18 protein-coding genes and 1 pseudogene are annotated in these 18,030 nt (G+C 41.7%); 12 read left to right on the top strand and 7 right to left on the bottom strand.

Annotated features, from left to right (window positions below; genetic code table 11):
• The first annotated feature begins 41 nt into the window (after positions 1-41).
• The 3 genes and pseudogenes from IQ246_RS21870 (at position 42) to IQ246_RS21860 (ending at position 8,464) form a co-directional block, all read left to right on the top strand.
• Positions 42-7,397, top strand: coding sequence for a putative Ig domain-containing protein (locus tag IQ246_RS21870; protein WP_208492247.1), 7,356 nt, complete (start codon positions 42-44; stop codon positions 7,395-7,397).
• 116 nt (positions 7,398-7,513) lie between these two features.
• A pseudogene (locus IQ246_RS21865) lies at positions 7,514-8,071 on the top strand (SagB/ThcOx family dehydrogenase); the annotation flags it as partial.
• Positions 8,072-8,089: 18 nt separating this feature from the next.
• A complete protein-coding gene (locus IQ246_RS21860) occupies positions 8,090-8,464 on the top strand; it encodes a hypothetical protein (protein WP_194005438.1) in 375 nt (124 codons plus the stop codon).
• A gap of 19 nt (positions 8,465-8,483) precedes the next feature.
• On the opposite strand, the gene IQ246_RS21855 is transcribed toward IQ246_RS21860, so the two are convergent.
• A complete protein-coding gene (locus IQ246_RS21855) occupies positions 8,484-8,957 on the bottom strand; it encodes a hydrogenase maturation protease (protein ID WP_194005437.1) in 474 nt (157 codons plus the stop codon).
• Positions 8,958-9,215: 258 nt separating this feature from the next.
• Between IQ246_RS21855 and IQ246_RS21850 the strand changes: the two genes are divergently transcribed.
• From IQ246_RS21850 to IQ246_RS21840, 3 genes are read left to right on the top strand one after another with little or no spacing between them, the layout of a single operon-like run.
• Entirely contained in the window at positions 9,216-9,422 is a 207-nt protein-coding gene (locus IQ246_RS21850) for a hypothetical protein (RefSeq protein ID WP_194005436.1), read from the top strand.
• Positions 9,422-9,691 carry a type II toxin-antitoxin system YafQ family toxin gene (locus tag IQ246_RS21845; protein WP_208492246.1) on the top strand — a complete coding sequence of 90 codons (270 nt, stop codon included), beginning with the start codon at positions 9,422-9,424 and terminating at the stop codon, positions 9,689-9,691. Before IQ246_RS21850 ends, IQ246_RS21845 begins: the two co-directional genes overlap by 1 nt.
• Positions 9,692-9,725: 34 nt before the next feature.
• Positions 9,726-10,445: a hypothetical protein gene (locus IQ246_RS21840; RefSeq protein WP_194005435.1), complete on the top strand. Its 720-nt coding sequence runs from the start codon at positions 9,726-9,728 to the stop codon at positions 10,443-10,445.
• Between the two features lie 94 nt (positions 10,446-10,539).
• On the opposite strand, the gene IQ246_RS21835 is transcribed toward IQ246_RS21840, so the two are convergent.
• Together IQ246_RS21835 and IQ246_RS31340 are read right to left on the bottom strand one after the other, a co-directional pair.
• The gene (locus IQ246_RS21835; RefSeq protein WP_194005434.1) at positions 10,540-10,962 is read right to left on the bottom strand and encodes an ANTAR domain-containing protein; all 423 of its coding nucleotides are present in this window, start codon (positions 10,960-10,962) and stop codon (positions 10,540-10,542) included.
• 37 nt (positions 10,963-10,999) lie between these two features.
• Entirely contained in the window at positions 11,000-11,191 is a 192-nt protein-coding gene (locus IQ246_RS31340) for a winged helix-turn-helix transcriptional regulator (protein WP_370588534.1), read from the bottom strand.
• 79 nt (positions 11,192-11,270) lie between these two features.
• Between IQ246_RS31340 and IQ246_RS21825 the strand changes: the two genes are divergently transcribed.
• Positions 11,271-11,951 (top strand): DUF1294 domain-containing protein, encoded by a 681-nt coding sequence (locus IQ246_RS21825; protein ID WP_194005432.1) that lies wholly within the window; start codon positions 11,271-11,273, stop codon positions 11,949-11,951.
• On the opposite strand, the gene IQ246_RS21820 is transcribed toward IQ246_RS21825, so the two are convergent.
• Both IQ246_RS21820 and IQ246_RS21815 read right to left on the bottom strand, forming a co-directional pair.
• Positions 11,952-12,371, bottom strand: coding sequence for a hypothetical protein (locus tag IQ246_RS21820; RefSeq protein WP_194005431.1), 420 nt, complete (start codon positions 12,369-12,371; stop codon positions 11,952-11,954).
• Entirely contained in the window at positions 12,368-12,607 is a 240-nt protein-coding gene (locus IQ246_RS21815) for an antitoxin family protein (RefSeq protein WP_194005430.1), read from the bottom strand. Before IQ246_RS21815 ends, IQ246_RS21820 begins: the two co-directional genes overlap by 4 nt.
• A 240-nt stretch (positions 12,608-12,847) precedes the next feature.
• Here IQ246_RS21815 and IQ246_RS21810 point away from each other — a divergent pair, with 240 nt between their 5' ends.
• The 5 genes from IQ246_RS21810 to IQ246_RS21790 all read left to right on the top strand — a co-directional run bounded on the left by IQ246_RS21810 (position 12,848) and on the right by IQ246_RS21790 (position 14,827).
• The gene (locus IQ246_RS21810) at positions 12,848-13,075 is read left to right on the top strand and encodes an addiction module protein (protein ID WP_194005440.1); all 228 of its coding nucleotides are present in this window, start codon (positions 12,848-12,850) and stop codon (positions 13,073-13,075) included.
• The gene (locus IQ246_RS21805) at positions 13,075-13,368 is read left to right on the top strand and encodes a type II toxin-antitoxin system RelE/ParE family toxin (protein ID WP_194005429.1); all 294 of its coding nucleotides are present in this window, start codon (positions 13,075-13,077) and stop codon (positions 13,366-13,368) included. Before IQ246_RS21810 ends, IQ246_RS21805 begins: the two co-directional genes overlap by 1 nt.
• A gap of 177 nt (positions 13,369-13,545) precedes the next feature.
• Positions 13,546-13,779, top strand: a complete 234-nt coding sequence (locus tag IQ246_RS21800) for a hypothetical protein (RefSeq protein WP_194005428.1) — start codon at positions 13,546-13,548, stop codon at positions 13,777-13,779.
• A gap of 252 nt (positions 13,780-14,031) precedes the next feature.
• On the top strand, positions 14,032-14,241 hold the full coding sequence (locus IQ246_RS21795) for a hypothetical protein (RefSeq protein ID WP_194005427.1): 210 nt from the start codon (positions 14,032-14,034) through the stop codon (positions 14,239-14,241).
• A 52-nt stretch (positions 14,242-14,293) separates the two neighbouring features.
• The gene (locus IQ246_RS21790) at positions 14,294-14,827 is read left to right on the top strand and encodes a GNAT family N-acetyltransferase (RefSeq protein ID WP_194005426.1); all 534 of its coding nucleotides are present in this window, start codon (positions 14,294-14,296) and stop codon (positions 14,825-14,827) included.
• A 233-nt stretch (positions 14,828-15,060) separates the two neighbouring features.
• On the opposite strand, the gene IQ246_RS21785 is transcribed toward IQ246_RS21790, so the two are convergent.
• Positions 15,061-16,656, bottom strand: a complete 1,596-nt coding sequence (locus IQ246_RS21785; RefSeq protein ID WP_194005425.1) for a nickel-dependent hydrogenase large subunit — start codon at positions 16,654-16,656, stop codon at positions 15,061-15,063.
• Positions 16,657-16,797: 141 nt separating this feature from the next.
• Positions 16,798-17,760, bottom strand: a complete 963-nt coding sequence (locus IQ246_RS21780; protein ID WP_194005424.1) for a hydrogenase small subunit — start codon at positions 17,758-17,760, stop codon at positions 16,798-16,800.
• Between the last annotated feature and the right edge of the window lie 270 nt (positions 17,761-18,030).

The raw sequence follows: 18,030 nt of genomic DNA, 5'->3' as shown, positions 1-18,030 counted from the left end.
TGGCTATTGGTGGTAGTTATAGTGAAACTCTAAGTGCAGCATTGCCTGGTGTACTTCCTGGTGATTATTATGCGATCGTCAAGAGCGATATTCGCAATCAAATTCCTGAGTCGAATGAAAGTAATAATCTCAGTGCTTCTCTAGACCAATTTAATGCTGATGCGGAACGATTAGATTTGGGAACTGCGGATACTGGCAGTTTGGCACAAGGACAAGCGGTTTATTACAAAGTTGATGTAGCTGCGGGTGAGACACTGCGGGTGAAATTTGATAGTGCTTCGACTACGGCGGCGAATGAGTTGTACATTCGTTACGGCGATATGCCGAGTCGCAGTGAGTTTGATGTAGCATTTTCAGATGCGTTATCTCCAGACCAAGAGGTGGTCATTCCCAGCACTCGCGGCGGAACTTACTATATTCTTGCCTATGGCACTGATGTCGGTGGTGGAACTGCTAATTACAACATTGAAGCTGATGTTTTAGACTTTTCTATCAGCAGTTTAGGAACAAATCGTGGCAGCAATAAAGGACAAACCACTGTTAAGATTTCAGGGGCGAAATTTACAGCCAATGATGTTGTCAGCTTAGTTGGAACAGATGAAACGCAACTTCAAGCGACTAAGGTTTGGTGGAAAGATAGCACTGAATTATGGGCAACCTTTGACCTCCAAGGGCTAAATATTGGCGCTTATAATGTCAAAGTAAATAATAGTAATCAGACAGCGATTTTAGATGATGCTTTCACTGTGACAACGGGGGCTGTTGGTAATCTGGCAACTCAATTAGACCTCCCCAGTGCTTTAAGACCTGGACAGAATGGAGTTGTTACCATCAATTATGCCAATACAGGAGAAACGGATATTCTTTCTCCTATACTGACTCTGAATACTGAAAATGCTAACTTACAACTAACTAACGGCGATTTAACTCCTAATTATCAATTTCTAGCTGTGGGTTCAGAAGGCCCGGCGGGAATTCTTTCTCCTGGTGAACGGGGTAGTTTTTCCCTTGTCTTTAAACCTACTGTTGGTGGAGGAAATAGCGTTTTATTTGACTTACAGAGTCTTACTGAAGGAGATGAGTCTCTCGATTGGTCAACTATCAAAGAAAGTTCTCGTCCTAGTTACATTTCACAAGAGGCATGGAATGGAATTTGGAGTAACTTTATTGCTTCTGTGGGGCAAACAACTGGAGAGTATTTAGCCACAATTGCAGATAATGCTAACACCTTCAGTCAACAAGGAAAACCAATTAGTGATATTTCTGTGTTGCTTGCAGCAGAAATACAACAAGCAAGTAATATTCTTTTGGGGAACACCTTAATCAGCGCGGTTGATGATAGTTCCCCAACTCCTGGATTAACCCTTGGTATTGGGCGTTCTTTCCAATCTTCCTTTGATGGACGGTTGACATTAGGAGAGTTTGGTTACGGTTGGACTAATAGTTGGAATATTACCGCCCTTGCTGATGAACAAGATAATGTGATTATCCAACAATCGGGGAGTGTTCGCACGTTTGAAAAACAAACAGATGGCAGTTACAAAGGGCAAACAGGAGATTATGCTACTCTGTTTTTAGTACGTAATACCTATCAGCTACGGGAGAGTAACGGGACAGTTTTTGCATTCCGTTTAGATGGCAAACTGGATTATGTAGAAGACCTTAACAGCGATCGCATCACCGCAGGTTACACTGATAATCGCTTGACCAGTTTAACTCATTCCAATGGTGATTTCTTTACCTTCACCTACAATCCACAGGGACGCATTAGCCAGTTAACAGATGCAACGGGTCAAATTACTAATTACACCTATGATATTAGTGGTGAATATCTGCTGAGTGTCGCTAACGCCCAAGGAACAGTATCTTACACCTACGATGACAGTGATAGCCTGTCCGTAAAAAATGCCCTGCGTTCCCTTACCCAAACAGACGGTACAGTTCTTAGCTTTGACTATGATACCCAAGGGCGGTTAATTCAAGAAAGTCTCAATGGTACCCCTCAAGCCAGCTATAGCTATGACACAAGCACGGGTATTACTATAACTGATGCAACAGGAGTAAAGTCTCAGGTATTCCTTAATGAGTTAGGACAAGTTGCTCAATCAGAAGATGCTTTAGGGCGACGCATTCAATATCAGTATGATGCACAAGGCAACCTGATTCAACAAATTGCTCCCAATGGCACGACCTCTGTCTTTAGCTATGATAATCGAGGGAATTTAATCAAGAGTGTTGATGCTTTAGGACAGGAAGTTGAATTTACCTATGATTCTCAATTCAATAACCTGTTAACACTCAAAGATCAGCGGGGAAATCCCATTACCTATGGTTACGATACCCAAGGTAATTTAAACTCAATCATCTATGCAGATGATAGTCGAGAAACCTTCAGTGTTGATAGTGAGGGAAATATTACCCTTTCTGTTAATCGTCGCAATCAAAATATTGAATCCACTTACAATAGTCAAGGATTATTAACCCGTAAAGACTATGGCGATGGAACTAACGCCACCTTTACTTATGATAGTCGGGGTAATTTACTTTCTGCGACTGATGCTGATAGCAGCGTTACTTATACTTACGATGCGGCGGATAGGCTGACTAAAGCAACACAAGAAGATGGGCGTTTTGTTGAGTATAGCTATGATACGGCGGGTCGTCGCAGTCAGTTGACAGACCAAAATGGCTCGACGGTTAATTACAGCTATGATGCTGATGGACAACTACAGGGTTTAACTGATGGTAATAACGCTGCAATTGTTACTTATAGTTATGAACTAACTGGGCGTTTGGTACGAGAAACTAATGGTAATGGAACTTATACCACCTATAGCTATGATCCGGCGGGACAACTGCTGAGTTTAGTTAACTATGCTGCTGACGAAACAGTTAATTCTCGCTTTGATTACACTTATGATCAAGTGGGTCGTCGCACCAGTGCTACAACATTAGAGGGAACGACGAATTACGGTTATGATGCTACTGGTCAATTAACCTTCGTAGAACTTCCAAATGGACGCACGATTGAATATCGCTATGATGCGGCGGGAAATCGCATTTCTGTTAAAGATAGTGATGTAACTACTAATTATAGTGGCAATAATCTCAATCAATACACCTCTGCTGGTGACGCGACTTATAGCTATGATGCAGATGGCAATTTAATTAGTAAAACTGAAAATGGTGCTACTTCTACCTTTACTTATGATGTAGAAAATCGCCTGATTGGTGTCACTACTCCTGATGGTACTTGGAGTTATGAATATGATGCTTTAGGAAATAGAATTGCTAGTGTTCATAATGGTCAACGCACTGAATATTTACTCGACCCGACAGGCTTAGGGAATGTAGTGGGTGAATATGATGGTTCAGGGAGTTTAGTTGCTGCCTATACGCATGGTTTAGGGTTAGTTAGCCGAGTTGATGGGACAAATGCTGTCAATTATTATGATAACGATGCGATTGGTTCTACTGTAGGATTGACAGGGGCTACGGGAAGTTATGTTAATAGCTACAGTTATTTACCTTTTGGCGAGGATTTAACAAAAGTTGAGACTGTTTCTAACCCCTTTGAGTATGTTGGGCAATGGGGGGTGATGGATGAGGGGAATGGTCTTGATTTCATGCGGGCGAGATATTACGACAATGGAATAGGTAGATTCAATTCTGAAGATCCACTAGGATTGTCAGCAGGTGATACTAACTTTTACAGATATGTCAATAATAATCCACTGACGTTTGTTGATCCCACAGGGAAGTTTGGTTTGGTAATTATAGTTCCTATAGTGATTGCTGGAGCAGCTTTAGTGCTTCAGGGAATATCTTTATATTATCAAATTAAAGATAGTAATAAAGAAGATGATGCCAAAAATATTACACTTTATAACTCTGATGGTGGAATTGTAAATGTTCAATCTGGTAATAATGCAACTATTAATAACTTTCCACCAGCTACACCAGTAGTACCTATATATGATCCTGCACCTGTACCAGTAGTACGGATAGATGATCCTGCACCTGTACCAGTAGTGCGGATAGATGATACTCCTTTTACAGTCACATTTAGGTTGCCAGAGCCACCTAATGGTGGCTCTGGTGGTTCAGGCGGTTCCGGTAGTTCCGGTGGGGGTCAAAGCGGCACAGTCCCCATCATCCGCGCCATTGACCCCAACGACATCCTCGGACCCGCCGGCTTTGGTGAAGAAAAATGGATCACCGCCTCCTCCACCCTCCCCTACACCATCCGCTTTGAGAACCAAGCCAGCGCCACAGCACCCGCCCAACAAGTCGTCATCACCCAACAACTAGACCCCGACCTCGACTTCCGCACCTACCGCGTCGGCGACTTCGGCTGGGGCGACCTCTTCTTCGACGTACCCGACAACCGCGCCTTCTACAACGATCGCCTAGACTTCACCGCCACCAAAGGCTACTATGTAGATGTCAGCGCAGGTATCGATATCACCACAGGTGAAGCCTTCTGGACAATTACCACCATTGACCCAGAAACCGGAGAAATCCCAGAGGATGCCCTAGCAGGTTTCCTACCCCCCAACAATGAAGATGGTGCTGGTGATGGCTTTGTCAACTACAGTATCCGCACCCGTCGAGATGTGCAAACAGGAGCAGTAATTGACGCTGAGGCGCGAATTGTCTTTGACACCGAAGAACCCATTGACACACCGCCCATCTTCAACACCATCGACGCAGGGACACCCAGCAGTACAATTAATGCACTACCATCTACCACAGACACCGCAGAATTCCTAGTAAACTGGTCAGGTAGCGATGACAGCAACGGTTCAGCCCTAGCCAACTACACCATCTACGTCTCCGACAACGGTAGCCCCTTCACTCCCTGGCTAGAAAACACCACCCTCACCGAAGCCAGCTACATAGGCGAACCCGGTCACACTTACGCCTTCTACAGTGTCGCCCGTGACAACGCAGGCAATAGTCAAGCCGTTCCTAGCACTGCTCAAGCCACCATCCAAATTCTTGGTGCTAATGTTCCCCCTGTCCTGGCGCTGAATCAGGGTTTAACCCTCAATGAACAAGCTACAGGTGCGATCGCCAATACGCAACTTCAAGTTACAGATGTTGACAAGAGCACCACCCAAGTTACTTACACCTTAACGGACATACCAGATAACGGCACACTTTTACGCAACAATTTAACGTTAGCAATTAACGATACCTTCACCCAAGCAGACATCGATAGTAACCTACTAAATTATACCCACAATGGCAGTGAAACCACTAGCGACAATTTCAGCTTTACCGTTGCCGATGGTGCAGGAGGTGCGGTTTCTAACACCACTTTCAACATTACCGTTAATCCAGTCAACGATACACCGATTTTAGGGATTGCGATCGCAGACCAAACTGCCACAGAAGATACCGCCTTTACCTTCGCTATTCCAGAAAACACATTCTCGGATAGTGATGCAGGAGATACACTCACTTACACCGCCACATTAGAGAACGGTGACGCATTACCAACTTGGCTAACCTTTGATGCAGCAACTCGCACATTTAGTGGTACTCCTGCTAATAATGATGTGACAGCACTGAGCATTAAAGTTACTGCAACTGATAACTCAGCCTCAAGTGTCAACGATACCTTTACTCTGAGTGTTGCTAATACTAATGATGCGCCGATATTGGGTGTGGCGATCGCTGATGTCAGAGCCACACAAGATACAGCCTTTAATTTGACCATTCCTGCCAATACATTCAACGACATTGATGTAGGCGACACACTCACCTACACAGCCACATTAGAAAATGGTAATGTATTACCAACTTGGCTGACCTTTAACCCAGCTACCCGTACCTTTAGCGGCACACCAACCAACGCCAATGCAGGTACACTCAACATTACAATCAGAGCCACCGACAGCAGCAACGCCAGCATCAGCGATACATTTGCACTGAATATTACCAATCTCATTAATAATATTGTCGGGACGGCAGCCAACAATACCTTGACTGGTACACCCGATAATGACAACATCCAAGGCTTAGGCGGCAATGACACCTTGTTTGGTTTAGCCGGAAACGACATCCTCCATGGTGGTACTGGCATAGATACCATGATCGGAGGGTTAGGCAATGACACGTATGCTGTAGATAACAGTGGCGATCAAGTCATCGAAAACCTCGATGAAGGAACTGATACTGTTCGCTCCAATATTAGCTACAGCTTGGGTGAAAATATCGAAAATCTGATTTTGACGGGTAGTAACGCCATTAATGGTACTGGGAATAATTTGAAAAACAGCATCACTGGAAACGTTGCTGATAACAACCTGTTTGGCGGTGATGAAAATGATACTCTCAGAGGGAATGCAGGTAATGACACTCTTGATGGTGGCGCAGGTAATGATTCCTTAGATGGCGGTGTTGGCAATGACACAATGATTGGCAGTGTTGGCAACGATACCTACTATGTCGATAACAGCAGCGACCAAATTACAGAACTGGCGAATGAGGGAACCGATACTGTCCGTGCTAGTGTTACCTGGATACTGGGCGATAATTTAGAGAACCTAATTCTCACAGGTACTGATGCGATTAATGGTACTGGGAATAATTTGAAAAACAGCATCACTGGAAACATTGCTGATAACAACCTGTTTGGCGGTGATGAAAATGATACCCTCAGAGGAAATGCAGGTAATGATACCCTTGATGGTGGCGCAGGTAATGATTTCTTAGATGGCGGTGTTGGCAATGACACAATGATTGGCGGTGTTGGCAACGATACTTACTATGTCGATAACAGCAGCGACCAAATTACAGAACTGGCGAATGAGGGAACCGATACTGTCCGTGTCAGCTTTAGTTTCACACTAGGAGATAACGTTGACAATCTGGTCTTAACTGGCACTAACGCCATTGATGGTACTGGTAATACTTTGAAAAATACCATTACAGGTAACAGCGGGAATAATAACTTATTTGGTGGTGACGACAATGATACCCTCAATGGTGGTGATGGAAACGACACCCTCGATGGCGGTAATGCAAATGACACCCTTACTGGTGGTGCTGGTAATGATATACTTGTTGGCGGTACTGGTAGCGATCGCTTAATCGGTGGCACTGGCAATGATCGATTTGTCTTTGCTAGTTTGGGTGAAGGGGTTGATACCATTAACGACTTTAGCAGCACGGATGATGTGTTAGTAGTACATGCTCTGTTGACTAGCTTGAACTACACAGGTGCAAATCCGATTGGTGATGGTTATATCCGAGGTATACAGTCCAGATCAAATACTCTCATCCAAATTGACACTGATGGCGTTGATGTCAGCGCCAGTTTCAGTAATTTAGTCACACTAAGCAACTTTAATGCTAATAGCTTTACACTGAGTAATTTGATTTTTTAGTGTGGCATTATCTTACTCGCTTAAAAAGAAGTTCCAGACAAACTTACGCAAGTGTCACAAAAATCTCAATTTTTTGTTTGTAGTAAGGACTAAAGTCCTTACTACGAACTTAAAACCAGCAGAAGTTAGTACAGCCTGCGTTTAACTTTGACAAGGATAAGTTTTATCAAACTGTTTGGAATAGACGTTCTATTAGACGTTTCCGGAAACAGTTCATTTTTCAAGAAGATTATTTATATATATTGCAGCAACTTGAGCAGCCAATACCAACAGAGAATTATGAGGAGATGGAAATTTACTCGGTTGTGCATCGAGTAGATGGAATGTTAGCTGGATTATATCAAGGTACACATCTGCTGAAAGCAGGTGATTTTAGTGAAAAGACAGGTTACTTATGCATTAATCAAGCGTTCGCCGTTCGCGAAGCGTCTCGCAGAGAAGACGTTGGCGCAGCCATCGCCAGAGATTGTACTGTAACTTTATTTTTTGTGTCTGATTATCTAAATGATCAAACTGCTATGCAAATAGCTGGTTTTCTAGGACATAGAGTTTATCTAACTAGTAATTATTTGGGAGTTCAGTGTAGTGGAATTGGTGCTTACTATGATGATGACACCAAGGAATTATTAGAAACAAATAAAGATGTCCTCTATGGAATTGCCATTGGAATATAAGTAGGAACCTGAAGAGAAATGACTAGAAAGATGTATTACTTTAATAGTGATGACTCACATCCTATACAACCAACATCTGCGGATATTATACTACGGCAGCAACTAGAGTATTCTATTAGCAAATACTTCTATGAGGCTTGCGATCGCACGATTCAAAATCTCTTATCTAGTTGTCGCTGGTATGTCACAACTCATGCTAATGCGATGACATTAGTAATTGAATGCCCAGATCAAGTTACTAACTGGCGTATTTTGCAAAAAATTGTGCCAATGGGGACATTACTCTACGGAATTATCAGCAGTGCTAAAATTCGTGTCTGTCCACCAGAAAGCCAAGGCGTACCCTTTGAAATGAGGGTAGATGAACTCTCTGTTTATCGGGATTGGGCCTGATTCAATTTTGGATTGTTAATTAAAAGTTGATATTCTGTCTGATAAGTGCAACTACTTCTTCAAAAACCAAATCAGCAGAATGTTTGATAGCAGGACTTAACTCTAATCCCAAACCAAGATTTGCAGCCTCAATTAAATAAACTGTCACCTCTTGAGGAAAGTCATTTTGAAAGATTTTCCGTCCGGCGGCTAAAGCATTATCCCAACGAAAACCATGCAAGTTATAAGTAGGTTCCGGTAAAACCTCTAGTTCTTTTCCAGGGACTTTAAATACAGCACCCGGTTGCGAACCAGTTGAACTTGCATCAATAATTACTAATTGTTTACTACCTCTAGCTTGAAACATCACTTCCATCCCTGCGGTTCCACAGTCATAAACTCGCACATTAGGATGAGGATTTTCAGCTAGATATTTTTGTAAGCGTTGAGCGATGATTACGCCTACGGCGTCGTCACTGCGATTGAGATTACCGCAACCGATAATAGTTAGCATGGGACGAGATTTAATTGTTTAAGCAGTTGCAAATTCAGCTACTAAGTAGGCACTTGTTGCCATATCTGAATCGGCTATAAGCCAATCTATGAGTACTGGTATAGAGTAGGTTAAGTCTAATATTACAAGCAAAGGTTTTTGGTAGGCGATCGCGTTTTAGTTCAGTATTGATTAGGGGCGATCACTTTTAAATGAGCATACTGAAAAACAATCATCGTGTTAAATTGAACGTGTAAGCACTACAGAGGATTTCAGATTATGAGTTTCAGTGATGTAGTCGAGGCAATCAAAAGTCTTTCTTTTGATGAAAAGCAAGAAATTCAATTGCTACTCAAGCAGTATCTACGAGAAGAACGTCGAGAAGAAATATATGAAAACTTTAAGGCAGCACAGGTAGAAAACCAAAACGGCGAGCTAAAGTTTTCCTCCAATATTAATGAGCTAAGACAAATGATAGAAGAGTAATGATAGAAGTTAGTTTTAGTTCTTCATTCCGACGTGCCTTTAAAAAGCGAATTAAGGGAAATGTAGATTTAGAAACAAGGTTCTGGCAAAAAGTAGAGCAATTTGTAATAGACCCATTTGATCAAAGCTTGAAAACTCATAAATTATCAGGCAAGCTTAACGAGTTCTGGAGTTTTAAGGTCGATTACGACGAGAGAGTATTGTTTTATTTTACTGAGTCTGGGAATGTCGTATTTGTTGATATTGGTAATCATGATGAGGTGTATTAAACAAAAGGAACTCAGTTAAAGTTTATTATCAACGATGGGACACAAAAACTCTCTCAACAATAGGCGTTTGACGAAAAAACAAGTTCAAAAGTTGATTGAATCTGAAGGAAAGCTACACGAAGAATTTACAAACTTTTTTGAGGAAACGTATTCAACTGGATATAAAAATCAACCCCTAGTCTATGAACTACCAAACAACAGATTCTTATTCGTTTTTGACCCCAAAGGATATAGTATTCCTGGCAAAGGTGATATTTTTGCAAAAGAATATTTTTTGAAACGTGTCCAATGGACACAAAGAGTAAGAGAAGATATTGCAAATAATCGAGCTAACTCTGTTTCTCATTGGAGATATTACTCAAAGCATAAAATAGAAATTGTTAATGAAATTGATGATTTAATTAATGAGCTTGCAGAAAAGTTACGAATTACTCATACTCAGCTTGATTTTTCATACATGAGCTTGGATGTTGTATCTAAAAAAGCTGAAGCTTATGAAATCGAGAAAGTACAAATTGATTTGTATGATAACTTAGTAGCTTATGTAGGTGAGGTTATAAGGCATAGAAAAAATGGGCAGTGGACTATTAATAGTGACTCCGCGAGTGAAAAGTATCCATACATCAGTGCAGGTGTTAATGGAGTTCTAATGCCAATTAATGTAGTTTGGCAAGAACTAACCGATATTAAACCGATAGATTTAAAGAAAGAAACCGCCAATGAGATACGACGGTTTTCATTAAATCAAAGGTAGGTAAAAGTTGTAGATGAGATGTTAAGCGGTTGCTCTCAACAGAGGCTTTGGTTGTATCATCAACCAAAGCCTCTGAAAAATTTTCAATTAAAAACTATAATTCTATACCATGTTTTTTGGCAATTTCAGTTAGTTTCTCACGCTGATGTTGCGATGCTTTAGTTAATATCGCTTCTGCATCTTCTGGAGTCATACCCTCTTTAGGAATTAAATACTTGACATAAAGCGAGACAAAATCGGCTACAACTGCTAAACCAGATAAAGCATGTTTGTCAGTTTCTTTACCAGCGATCGCTGCTACTAAACCTGCCTTAATTGGGTCTGGTTTAACTTTCATGAACTGATCAATAAGTTTCGGGAGATAGTCTGCTGGGGGCAAATTTTCTAACTTACTTCTATCTGGAGTAAAATTACATCCTGCGGCTTTTGCCTGTTCTAAAACGCACCATTCTGTAAACTCTTGTAATGCTGCTTCGGGAAGGCGAGGAAGATATGTATGTAGCGCTAAATCAGACACAAGCTTACCGGGTAAATTTCAGTTTTGTTGGAGTGCATTAAAGCAAGCCTAACGCAATGTTTCTATAAGTTTTAGTGTGGTACGCTACGAGTTTTGAATAAAAAATATCGCCCACAAGCTTAATCTTTTCCATCAGAATCACTCGCTTTAGGTATTTTTGTCCCCACCTGCAAAGAGCTTTCAAAATAGGTACAATAGTTCTGCCATAGTCTGTGAACAAGTATTCCAAATCCAAAGGTTAAACTGGTGTTATCTCTTTGTGTAAATAGGGGCACACTAGAAAACAAGTATAGATAAACAACTTGTTCATGAAACCTGTTTTACATAAAGGACAACTAACGATATGGAAAGATGACCGGGGGTTTGGTTTCATACAACCCAGCAATGGTGGTCAAGAAGTCTTTCTTCACATCACAGCATTTAAAGACGTTAATTATCGTCCCCAAGTTGGTGATTTCATTTGTTATGAACTCACAGTTAATAAAGACAACAAATTACGCGCGTGTAATGCATCGATTCAAGGGGTTAAATCCAAACCTATAGGTCAGTCTTCATCTTATACCGCACCGACGAAATTTACATCCAAGTCTATGGTGATATCTTCATCATTAGCATTAAAAACGTTGCTTCTATCTCTATTACCTGGGTTGGGTTCAATTAATCTTGCACTAACTACTGGCAATCCAATTCCGCTTATCCTTTATCCTATTATGAGTTTAATTACCTTTAGGCTCTACGCTGACGATAAATCTCGTGCAAAACAAGGACGGTGGAGAGTACCAGAGAAGACTTTGCATTTATGCGAATTGATGGGTGGTTGGTTAGGTGCGTTCATTGCTCAACAGAAATTACATCATAAAAGCAGCAAACTTTCTTATCAAGTTGTGTTTTGGGCGATCGCAATTCTTCATATTGTGTTTTGGTTAGATTGGCTACTTTTTAATAGAGCGTTGTTAAGTCTGTTTCTCGGTAGTGCTTCTGGAGGGTAATTAAATCTCTTTTGGTAAGAGAGTATTGAAGTCCTCTGTACTACAAAACACCCTCGCTAAAATAGCAAATGAGTCCGCCGAAATAGCAAATGCGATCGCCGAAATAGCAAATGCGATCGCCGAAATAGCAAATGAGTCCGCCGAAATAGCAAATGCGATCGCCAAAATAGCAAATGCGATCGCCGAAATAGCAAATGAGGTCGCCGAAATAGCAAATGCGATCGCCAAAATAGCAAATGCGATCGCCGAAGCTGTAATTTCTAGCGATCGCATTGCCAACACGGTTAGGGTTTCATCGATAATGTAATCTGTTGTTAACAATGGTTTAGTATTCTGACTAACCCATGAAGATGCTGCCTGATGCTCGGTATCTGAAGGAACGATGCTAGCAAACCAGGCACTTGTATCTACTAAGATCATGTTGCGCTATACGGAGGATAAAGAATCCTATCGTGATCACGACCAGAGAATTCATCATTGCTAGCTTCTAGGGGCATGGCAGCGATTTCTGCCAGAATTTCTTTAGGAGTTTTGTTTTTAGGTTTAGCCTCAGTTGCAATGACAGTGACTTCAACGTGAGTTCCCTCAGCTAATGGAATTGGCTGTGATAGCCTGAGTACCCCCTGTTCGTAAACAGCTTCTATAGTAATAGTCATAAACTTTTCCTTTATGCCTTTAGTATTTCTAATCATGGCATAATATAAAGATTTGTTTTAGCTTGATGAATATTTACGGTTTCCATGAGATTAAACTAAGTCTCTAAACTAAGCTTAGTCTTATTGTCGGCGTAGCTCATCGCCTCTGGCCAAAACTCGATTCATGACACAAGGTTTAGCCTGCCGCCATGTTAGATTGTTGTTACACTGTAAGCAAAATTCAGCTTTTTGCCACAAACTATGCGGTCAATTGAGCAACTAACTGAAGAAATTTTATCCTTGCCTAGTGCGTCGAGGGTGCTTTTGGCAGAAAAAATCATTGAAAGTCTGGAATTCGATACAGATCCCACTATTCAAGCTGCTTGGACTACTGAAGCCAAGAGGCGGCGAGATGAGATTAGGAGTGGTTCCATACAACCGATATCAGGAGATGAGGCTTTAGCTCAAGTGAGACGACTGCTTGAGTAATGAAGTATGTATTTCACCCTGAAGCCCTGAATGAATATGCGGAAGCTGTTCAGTATTATGCACAACAACGTGCTGAAGTAGCACAAGCGTTTATTAATACTGTTGAGAATGCAGTTTATCAGATTAGAGAGTCCCCTAATCGTTGTAGCTTAGTTGATGAAGATGTTCGGCGATGTCTGACACGCAAGTTTCCGTATGGTATTCTTTACACAATTGAACAAGATTACATTCTGATTCTGGCAGTTATGCACTGTAGCCGAGAGCCGGGATATTGGAAAAGCCGGAAATATTAGTTTGTTATAAATATTTACTGACAAGTGCGATCGCTTCTAACATGCACTTAAGTCAAATTATACTAGCTTGTTGTACTGAACTGGGGGAGCGATCGCTCTGATTTTTTAGACTCTTATCAAGCACGTCAGATCCAGTAAGCTGTAAGTGGGGTTAGTTGGAGAAATGGAGCGCAAAATATGACACTTACTGAGCTACTTCCTGCTGTGCGGAAACTTTCTGTACTAGAAAAACTCAAGCTAATCCGTATTTTAGCAGAAGATTTGGATACCAACGAAGATATTTCACCTCTCGAACCATTTAAAACTTATGACTTACCTACACCCTACAATTCGTTTGGTGCAGGTGAAATTCTGATGCAAGCTTTAAAACAATCCTCTAGGAAAAGCAAGCTAAAACCAAACTTCCGATGAAATTTCTATTGTCAGTAATCATCCAAAATTGAGAGAATGTTATACTCGTGCCATTAATTAATATTGTGGAGTTGAGATTATCCCAACACCGGAACAAAAAACGCAGTGCTACATACTTTGCTGCTGGTTTACAAAGTTTTACTTACCTATAAATATTGTTCGTATGGATGAACGGACAGGAAATATCTTCTTTCTGGCAGGTGAGGAAAATATTATAGAGATATACCCTAACGGAAGATGGAGGTACATAGGATGAGTAAGCCTAACTTTCAAGCCATGAGTCAGAAAGAGTTGCATGATTACGTTCTTGCTCATCGGGATGACCAGGAAGCTTTTTATGCTTATGTAGACAAATTACATAATGAAGGCCACTGGATTGAAATGCCGCCGTTAGAATCTTTGCAGGATTTGGATAATTATCCTGAATTCACTGAACGTTTTCAAGGTGGTTCTCAATTGTAATACTTGATGAGTTAATAACTAACTGAATAATCAGCTTTCAGAACTTTCCGATATGAAACTAAACATCCGTGATGGTTTTCATTTGACCAGTATTCGCCCTACAGATAAAGCTGCTTATTTGGAACATCTCAAAGACAAAAGTATTTCTGATTTAATTCCTGTCATCCCTTATCCCTATACAGAAGTTGCCGCAGATTGGTGGATACAGCGTCGGCTAGAGTTTTTGAGAAAATCAGGCAGAGAAATATCTTTTGCAATTCGCAATCCTGAAGGTTACTTGATTGGTTCAATGGGCGCGGATGACTTCAAAGTTGGGAAAGAGCATAAAGCTGAGATTGGTTATTGGCTATCTCAAGCGTATCGTGGACAGGGATTAGTAACTGATGCGCTTTCTGTCTTTATACAATATGCGTTTGATAATCTTGAAGTAATCCGCCTCACTGCTCATATTCTTGATTTCAACATCCCTTCAATGAAGGTTTTAGAGAAAAATAGATTTAAGCTAGAAGGGTGTTTAAGACAGCATACAAAAACTCGAAACGGTATATTTAATACACTTGCTTATGGTTTGCTTAAAGATGAGTGACCAATCGACATAAAGTAATTGGAATATTTACGCGGAAGCAAACTGGATTGAAATGTCACCATTAGAATTTTTGCAGGATTTGGATAATTATCCTAAATTCATGGTAAGTTGTCATGGTAATTCTCAAGCATGAAATTATACTTGATGAGCTAATGACTAACTAAATGATAACTAGCCATTAGCTAATCTCTGCGTACCTCTGGATTCCTTTGCGTTTAAATTTCCATCCTCAATTAAGCAGTGCGAAAACGCGCCAACTCTTCACCCGTCTTCGCATCGTGGGCGTGAACTGTACACACCAAACAAGAATCAAACGATCGCGCCACATGACCAACTTCCACAGGGTCAGTAGAATCGTAAATAGGTGTTCCTACTAAAGCTTCTTCAATGGGCCCGCGTTTACCTTCACCATCACGAGGGCCGATATTCCAAGTACCGGGGGCAATTACCTGGTAATTCTTAATTTTACCGCCCTCGACTTCTACCCAGTGACACAGAGAACCCCGCGCCGCTTCCGTTGCACCCCAACCCTTGCCATCTTTTTCTGTGGGTTTGATGTACCAAGGGTCATTTAATTTGAACTCACGCAAACAGTGTTCAGCTTGGCGATACAATTTCACCAGTTCGTGAACTCGCGCTAATTGACGTACATGAATGCTAGCACCACGCATTCGTTTGAAGACATCCAAGATAAACCCATCGTAGTGTTGCCAAGATTCTCCATGTTTGCCACCCGCGACTAATTGACGCGCTAGGGGGCCTGCTTCCAAACGTCCGAAGTCTTGGTGCAATACTGCACTTGCCCAAGAATAGGCATTGTCAAAATCTTTTGTATTATTTGCAGTGGGTTTAGTGGTGCGATCGCTTGGATGAATGTCTGCTGTCCCCTCATCGTACCAGGAGTGAGTTGTATTCTCGCGGGTAAAAGACGGATTCATTAAGGTGTGAGTGTCAGTGAAACTATCGTACACTCCACTTTTCATAATCAAAGCAGCATTTCGTTCTTCAATGGTGGGCTTTTGGTATTTGTCCTCGTGGGCTAAATATCCCCAAGTGACGTATTTACCAACACCAGCGCCATATCTATCTAAACCAATATCTAAACCCATGCGCCAATAAAAACCCAAGTCAGAATCGCGATGATTTCGGTCTTCATCCAGCCAATCCATGAAATCATCATAAGTCTGAATTTGTTCGTAACGTTCTAAAGAACAACCCAACCACACTGGTTCTAACCAATTAGTGCGAAAATACTCTAGAATTGACCAGGCACGGGTAATGTCTGTTAGGGTGGGAGCGCACATCACACCACCAGGAACCATGTAGCTAGAATGGGGCCATTGACCGCCCAACAGGGCATAAATCTCTACAGGTTTAGCTGAAATTGTAATGCCAATTTCGTAAGATTTGCCAGTGTAGGCGGCAAAGCGTCTGCAAGCTTCTTGATAGAAACGACTATTGCGATACTTTTTATTGGTCAAGTCGATAGCAAACAAACCATAAAAGTATCGAGGTATGCTTTGAATTGTTTCGACAATTTGACCCAAATTTCTAGCTAAAATTGCATTGCGTGGAACTTCTGTTTCCCAAGCTGTATCTAACGCCCAAGATGCACAAGTCAAGTGAGAACCGCCGCAAATACCGCAAATTCGAGGTGTGACAATTAATCCGGCTTGGGGGTCTTTACCGCGCAAGATAACTTCAAATCCTCGGAAGAGTTCGGCATGTGTCCAAGCGTTGATTACCCGCCCATTTTCGATATCAACTCGGACATCTAAATCGCCTTCAACTCTACCAACAGGTGAAATGTCTAATGTTTGAATTGTCATTGTTTTTTGTCAAGGGTCAAGGGTCAAGCGTCAAGGGTCAAGGGTCAAGCGTCAAGCGTCAAGGGTCGAGCGTTAAAAGGTATATTTATTAACTTTGGACTTTGGACTTTGGACTCTTGACTCTTGACTCTTGACTTTAGACTAAACTGTAAAAAAGTCTTCTTCTGCCCAAGGTGGTGCTGCATCTTTGGCTACCATTGTGAGTAGGGCGTAGTCTTTTTTGTTCACTCCTGGCGGTAATTCTTTCGGGACTCCCATGACGGTTTGGGTTTTAAATACGGTTCCGGGTTTGAGGTCAAAGAAGGGAAATTCTGGTTCTGTGCAACCTAAACAAGGCATCCCGGCGCGGGTTTTGGAGGAGACGCGGTTCCATAAAATGCGGTTGCAGGATGAATGGGTCATGGGGCCGCGACAACCTAAGTCGTAGAATAGGCAGCCTTTACGCTGACCAAATTCGGCGGTTGATGCTTTGTAGGCAAAGTGGACGTTACGGGTACAACCTGTTTGGGTATATGTGTTAAAGAAGGTTTGAGGACGATGCAGTTCGTCAAGGGCAATGTCGGCTATGCGTCCAGTGGCGATCGCTACTAATATCTGCGTAATCCAATCGGGATGGGCGGGACATCCGGGTATGTTGATTACGGGTAATCCAGCTTGTGATAAGAAGTCTTTACCTAAAAAGCCGCCTTCCTGACGTTTGAGAAATTGCAAACCTTCCGATTCGCTGGGGTTAGGTGACATTGCGGGAATTCCTCCCCATGTGGCACAGTCTCCCACAGCAACAATAAAACTAGCAGCTTTGGAAAGGTCTGCTAGCCAGTCTTTCATGGGGCGATCGGCAAAACGATTCCATTCGCCGCTACCGTTGGGGGCGTTGACAACGCTGCCTTCAAATACCAAGATATCTAAGGGGATTTTGCCAGAAATACAATCCCGCAGCAGTGTTTGTAAGTTGTTGCCCAGTTCCAGTCCCAAGGATGGATGCCAAAGTAAGTTAATGCCGAAGTCGGCAATTAAATCGCAGACTGTCGGTTCTTCAGCGTTGAGAAATGACATGGTGTTGCCTGAACAAGCACCACCTTGCAGCCATAGTACGTTAGTCATCAGCTATCTGTTTTTCTATCGTTTACCATGCATGACGTAGGTGATAAGGTTTGTAGAGTCTCACCTGTATATCAATATTTATTTTCCAAAATAAGATGTTTTTTTATTCTATTATCTTTCGTAAGATAAAAATTTATCATTACAAACAAATAAAATCTAATAAAGATTTAATTAAAAGGTTATATGGAGAACAGACTTTTAAAAAATAATATGAATAATATAGTAATCCGATTTGATTCGTGAACTGACTCGTAGAGACAGGGAATGGGG

It is taken from the genome of aff. Roholtiella sp. LEGE 12411 (assembly GCF_015206995.1).
Classification (GTDB): Bacteria; Cyanobacteriota; Cyanobacteriia; order Cyanobacteriales; family Nostocaceae; genus Komarekiella.
Note: the sequence above shows the minus strand (reverse complement) of the source record. Positions and strands in the feature narration are given on the sequence as shown.

Coding starts and splice junctions, on each gene's coding strand:
- IQ246_RS21820 (WP_194005431.1), bottom strand. CDS start 12,371: ATGATCTTAGTAGATACAAGTGCCTGGTTTGCTAGCATCGTTCCTTCA.
- IQ246_RS21855 (WP_194005437.1), bottom strand. CDS start 8,957: ATGCTAACTATTATCGGTTGCGGTAATCTCAATCGCAGTGACGACGCC.
- IQ246_RS21780 (WP_194005424.1), bottom strand. CDS start 17,760: ATGACTAACGTACTATGGCTGCAAGGTGGTGCTTGTTCAGGCAACACC.
- IQ246_RS21825 (WP_194005432.1), top strand. CDS start 11,271: ATGAAACCTGTTTTACATAAAGGACAACTAACGATATGGAAAGATGAC.
- IQ246_RS21805 (WP_194005429.1), top strand. CDS start 13,075: ATGAAGTATGTATTTCACCCTGAAGCCCTGAATGAATATGCGGAAGCT.
- IQ246_RS21790 (WP_194005426.1), top strand. CDS start 14,294: ATGAAACTAAACATCCGTGATGGTTTTCATTTGACCAGTATTCGCCCT.
- IQ246_RS21815 (WP_194005430.1), bottom strand. CDS start 12,607: ATGACTATTACTATAGAAGCTGTTTACGAACAGGGGGTACTCAGGCTA.
- IQ246_RS21845 (WP_208492246.1), top strand. CDS start 9,422: ATGATAGAAGTTAGTTTTAGTTCTTCATTCCGACGTGCCTTTAAAAAG.
- IQ246_RS21795 (WP_194005427.1), top strand. CDS start 14,032: ATGAGTAAGCCTAACTTTCAAGCCATGAGTCAGAAAGAGTTGCATGAT.
- IQ246_RS21860 (WP_194005438.1), top strand. CDS start 8,090: ATGACTAGAAAGATGTATTACTTTAATAGTGATGACTCACATCCTATA.
- IQ246_RS21800 (WP_194005428.1), top strand. CDS start 13,546: ATGACACTTACTGAGCTACTTCCTGCTGTGCGGAAACTTTCTGTACTA.
- IQ246_RS21785 (WP_194005425.1), bottom strand. CDS start 16,656: ATGACAATTCAAACATTAGACATTTCACCTGTTGGTAGAGTTGAAGGC.
- IQ246_RS21850 (WP_194005436.1), top strand. CDS start 9,216: ATGAGTTTCAGTGATGTAGTCGAGGCAATCAAAAGTCTTTCTTTTGAT.
- IQ246_RS21840 (WP_194005435.1), top strand. CDS start 9,726: ATGGGACACAAAAACTCTCTCAACAATAGGCGTTTGACGAAAAAACAA.
- IQ246_RS21810 (WP_194005440.1), top strand. CDS start 12,848: ATGCGGTCAATTGAGCAACTAACTGAAGAAATTTTATCCTTGCCTAGT.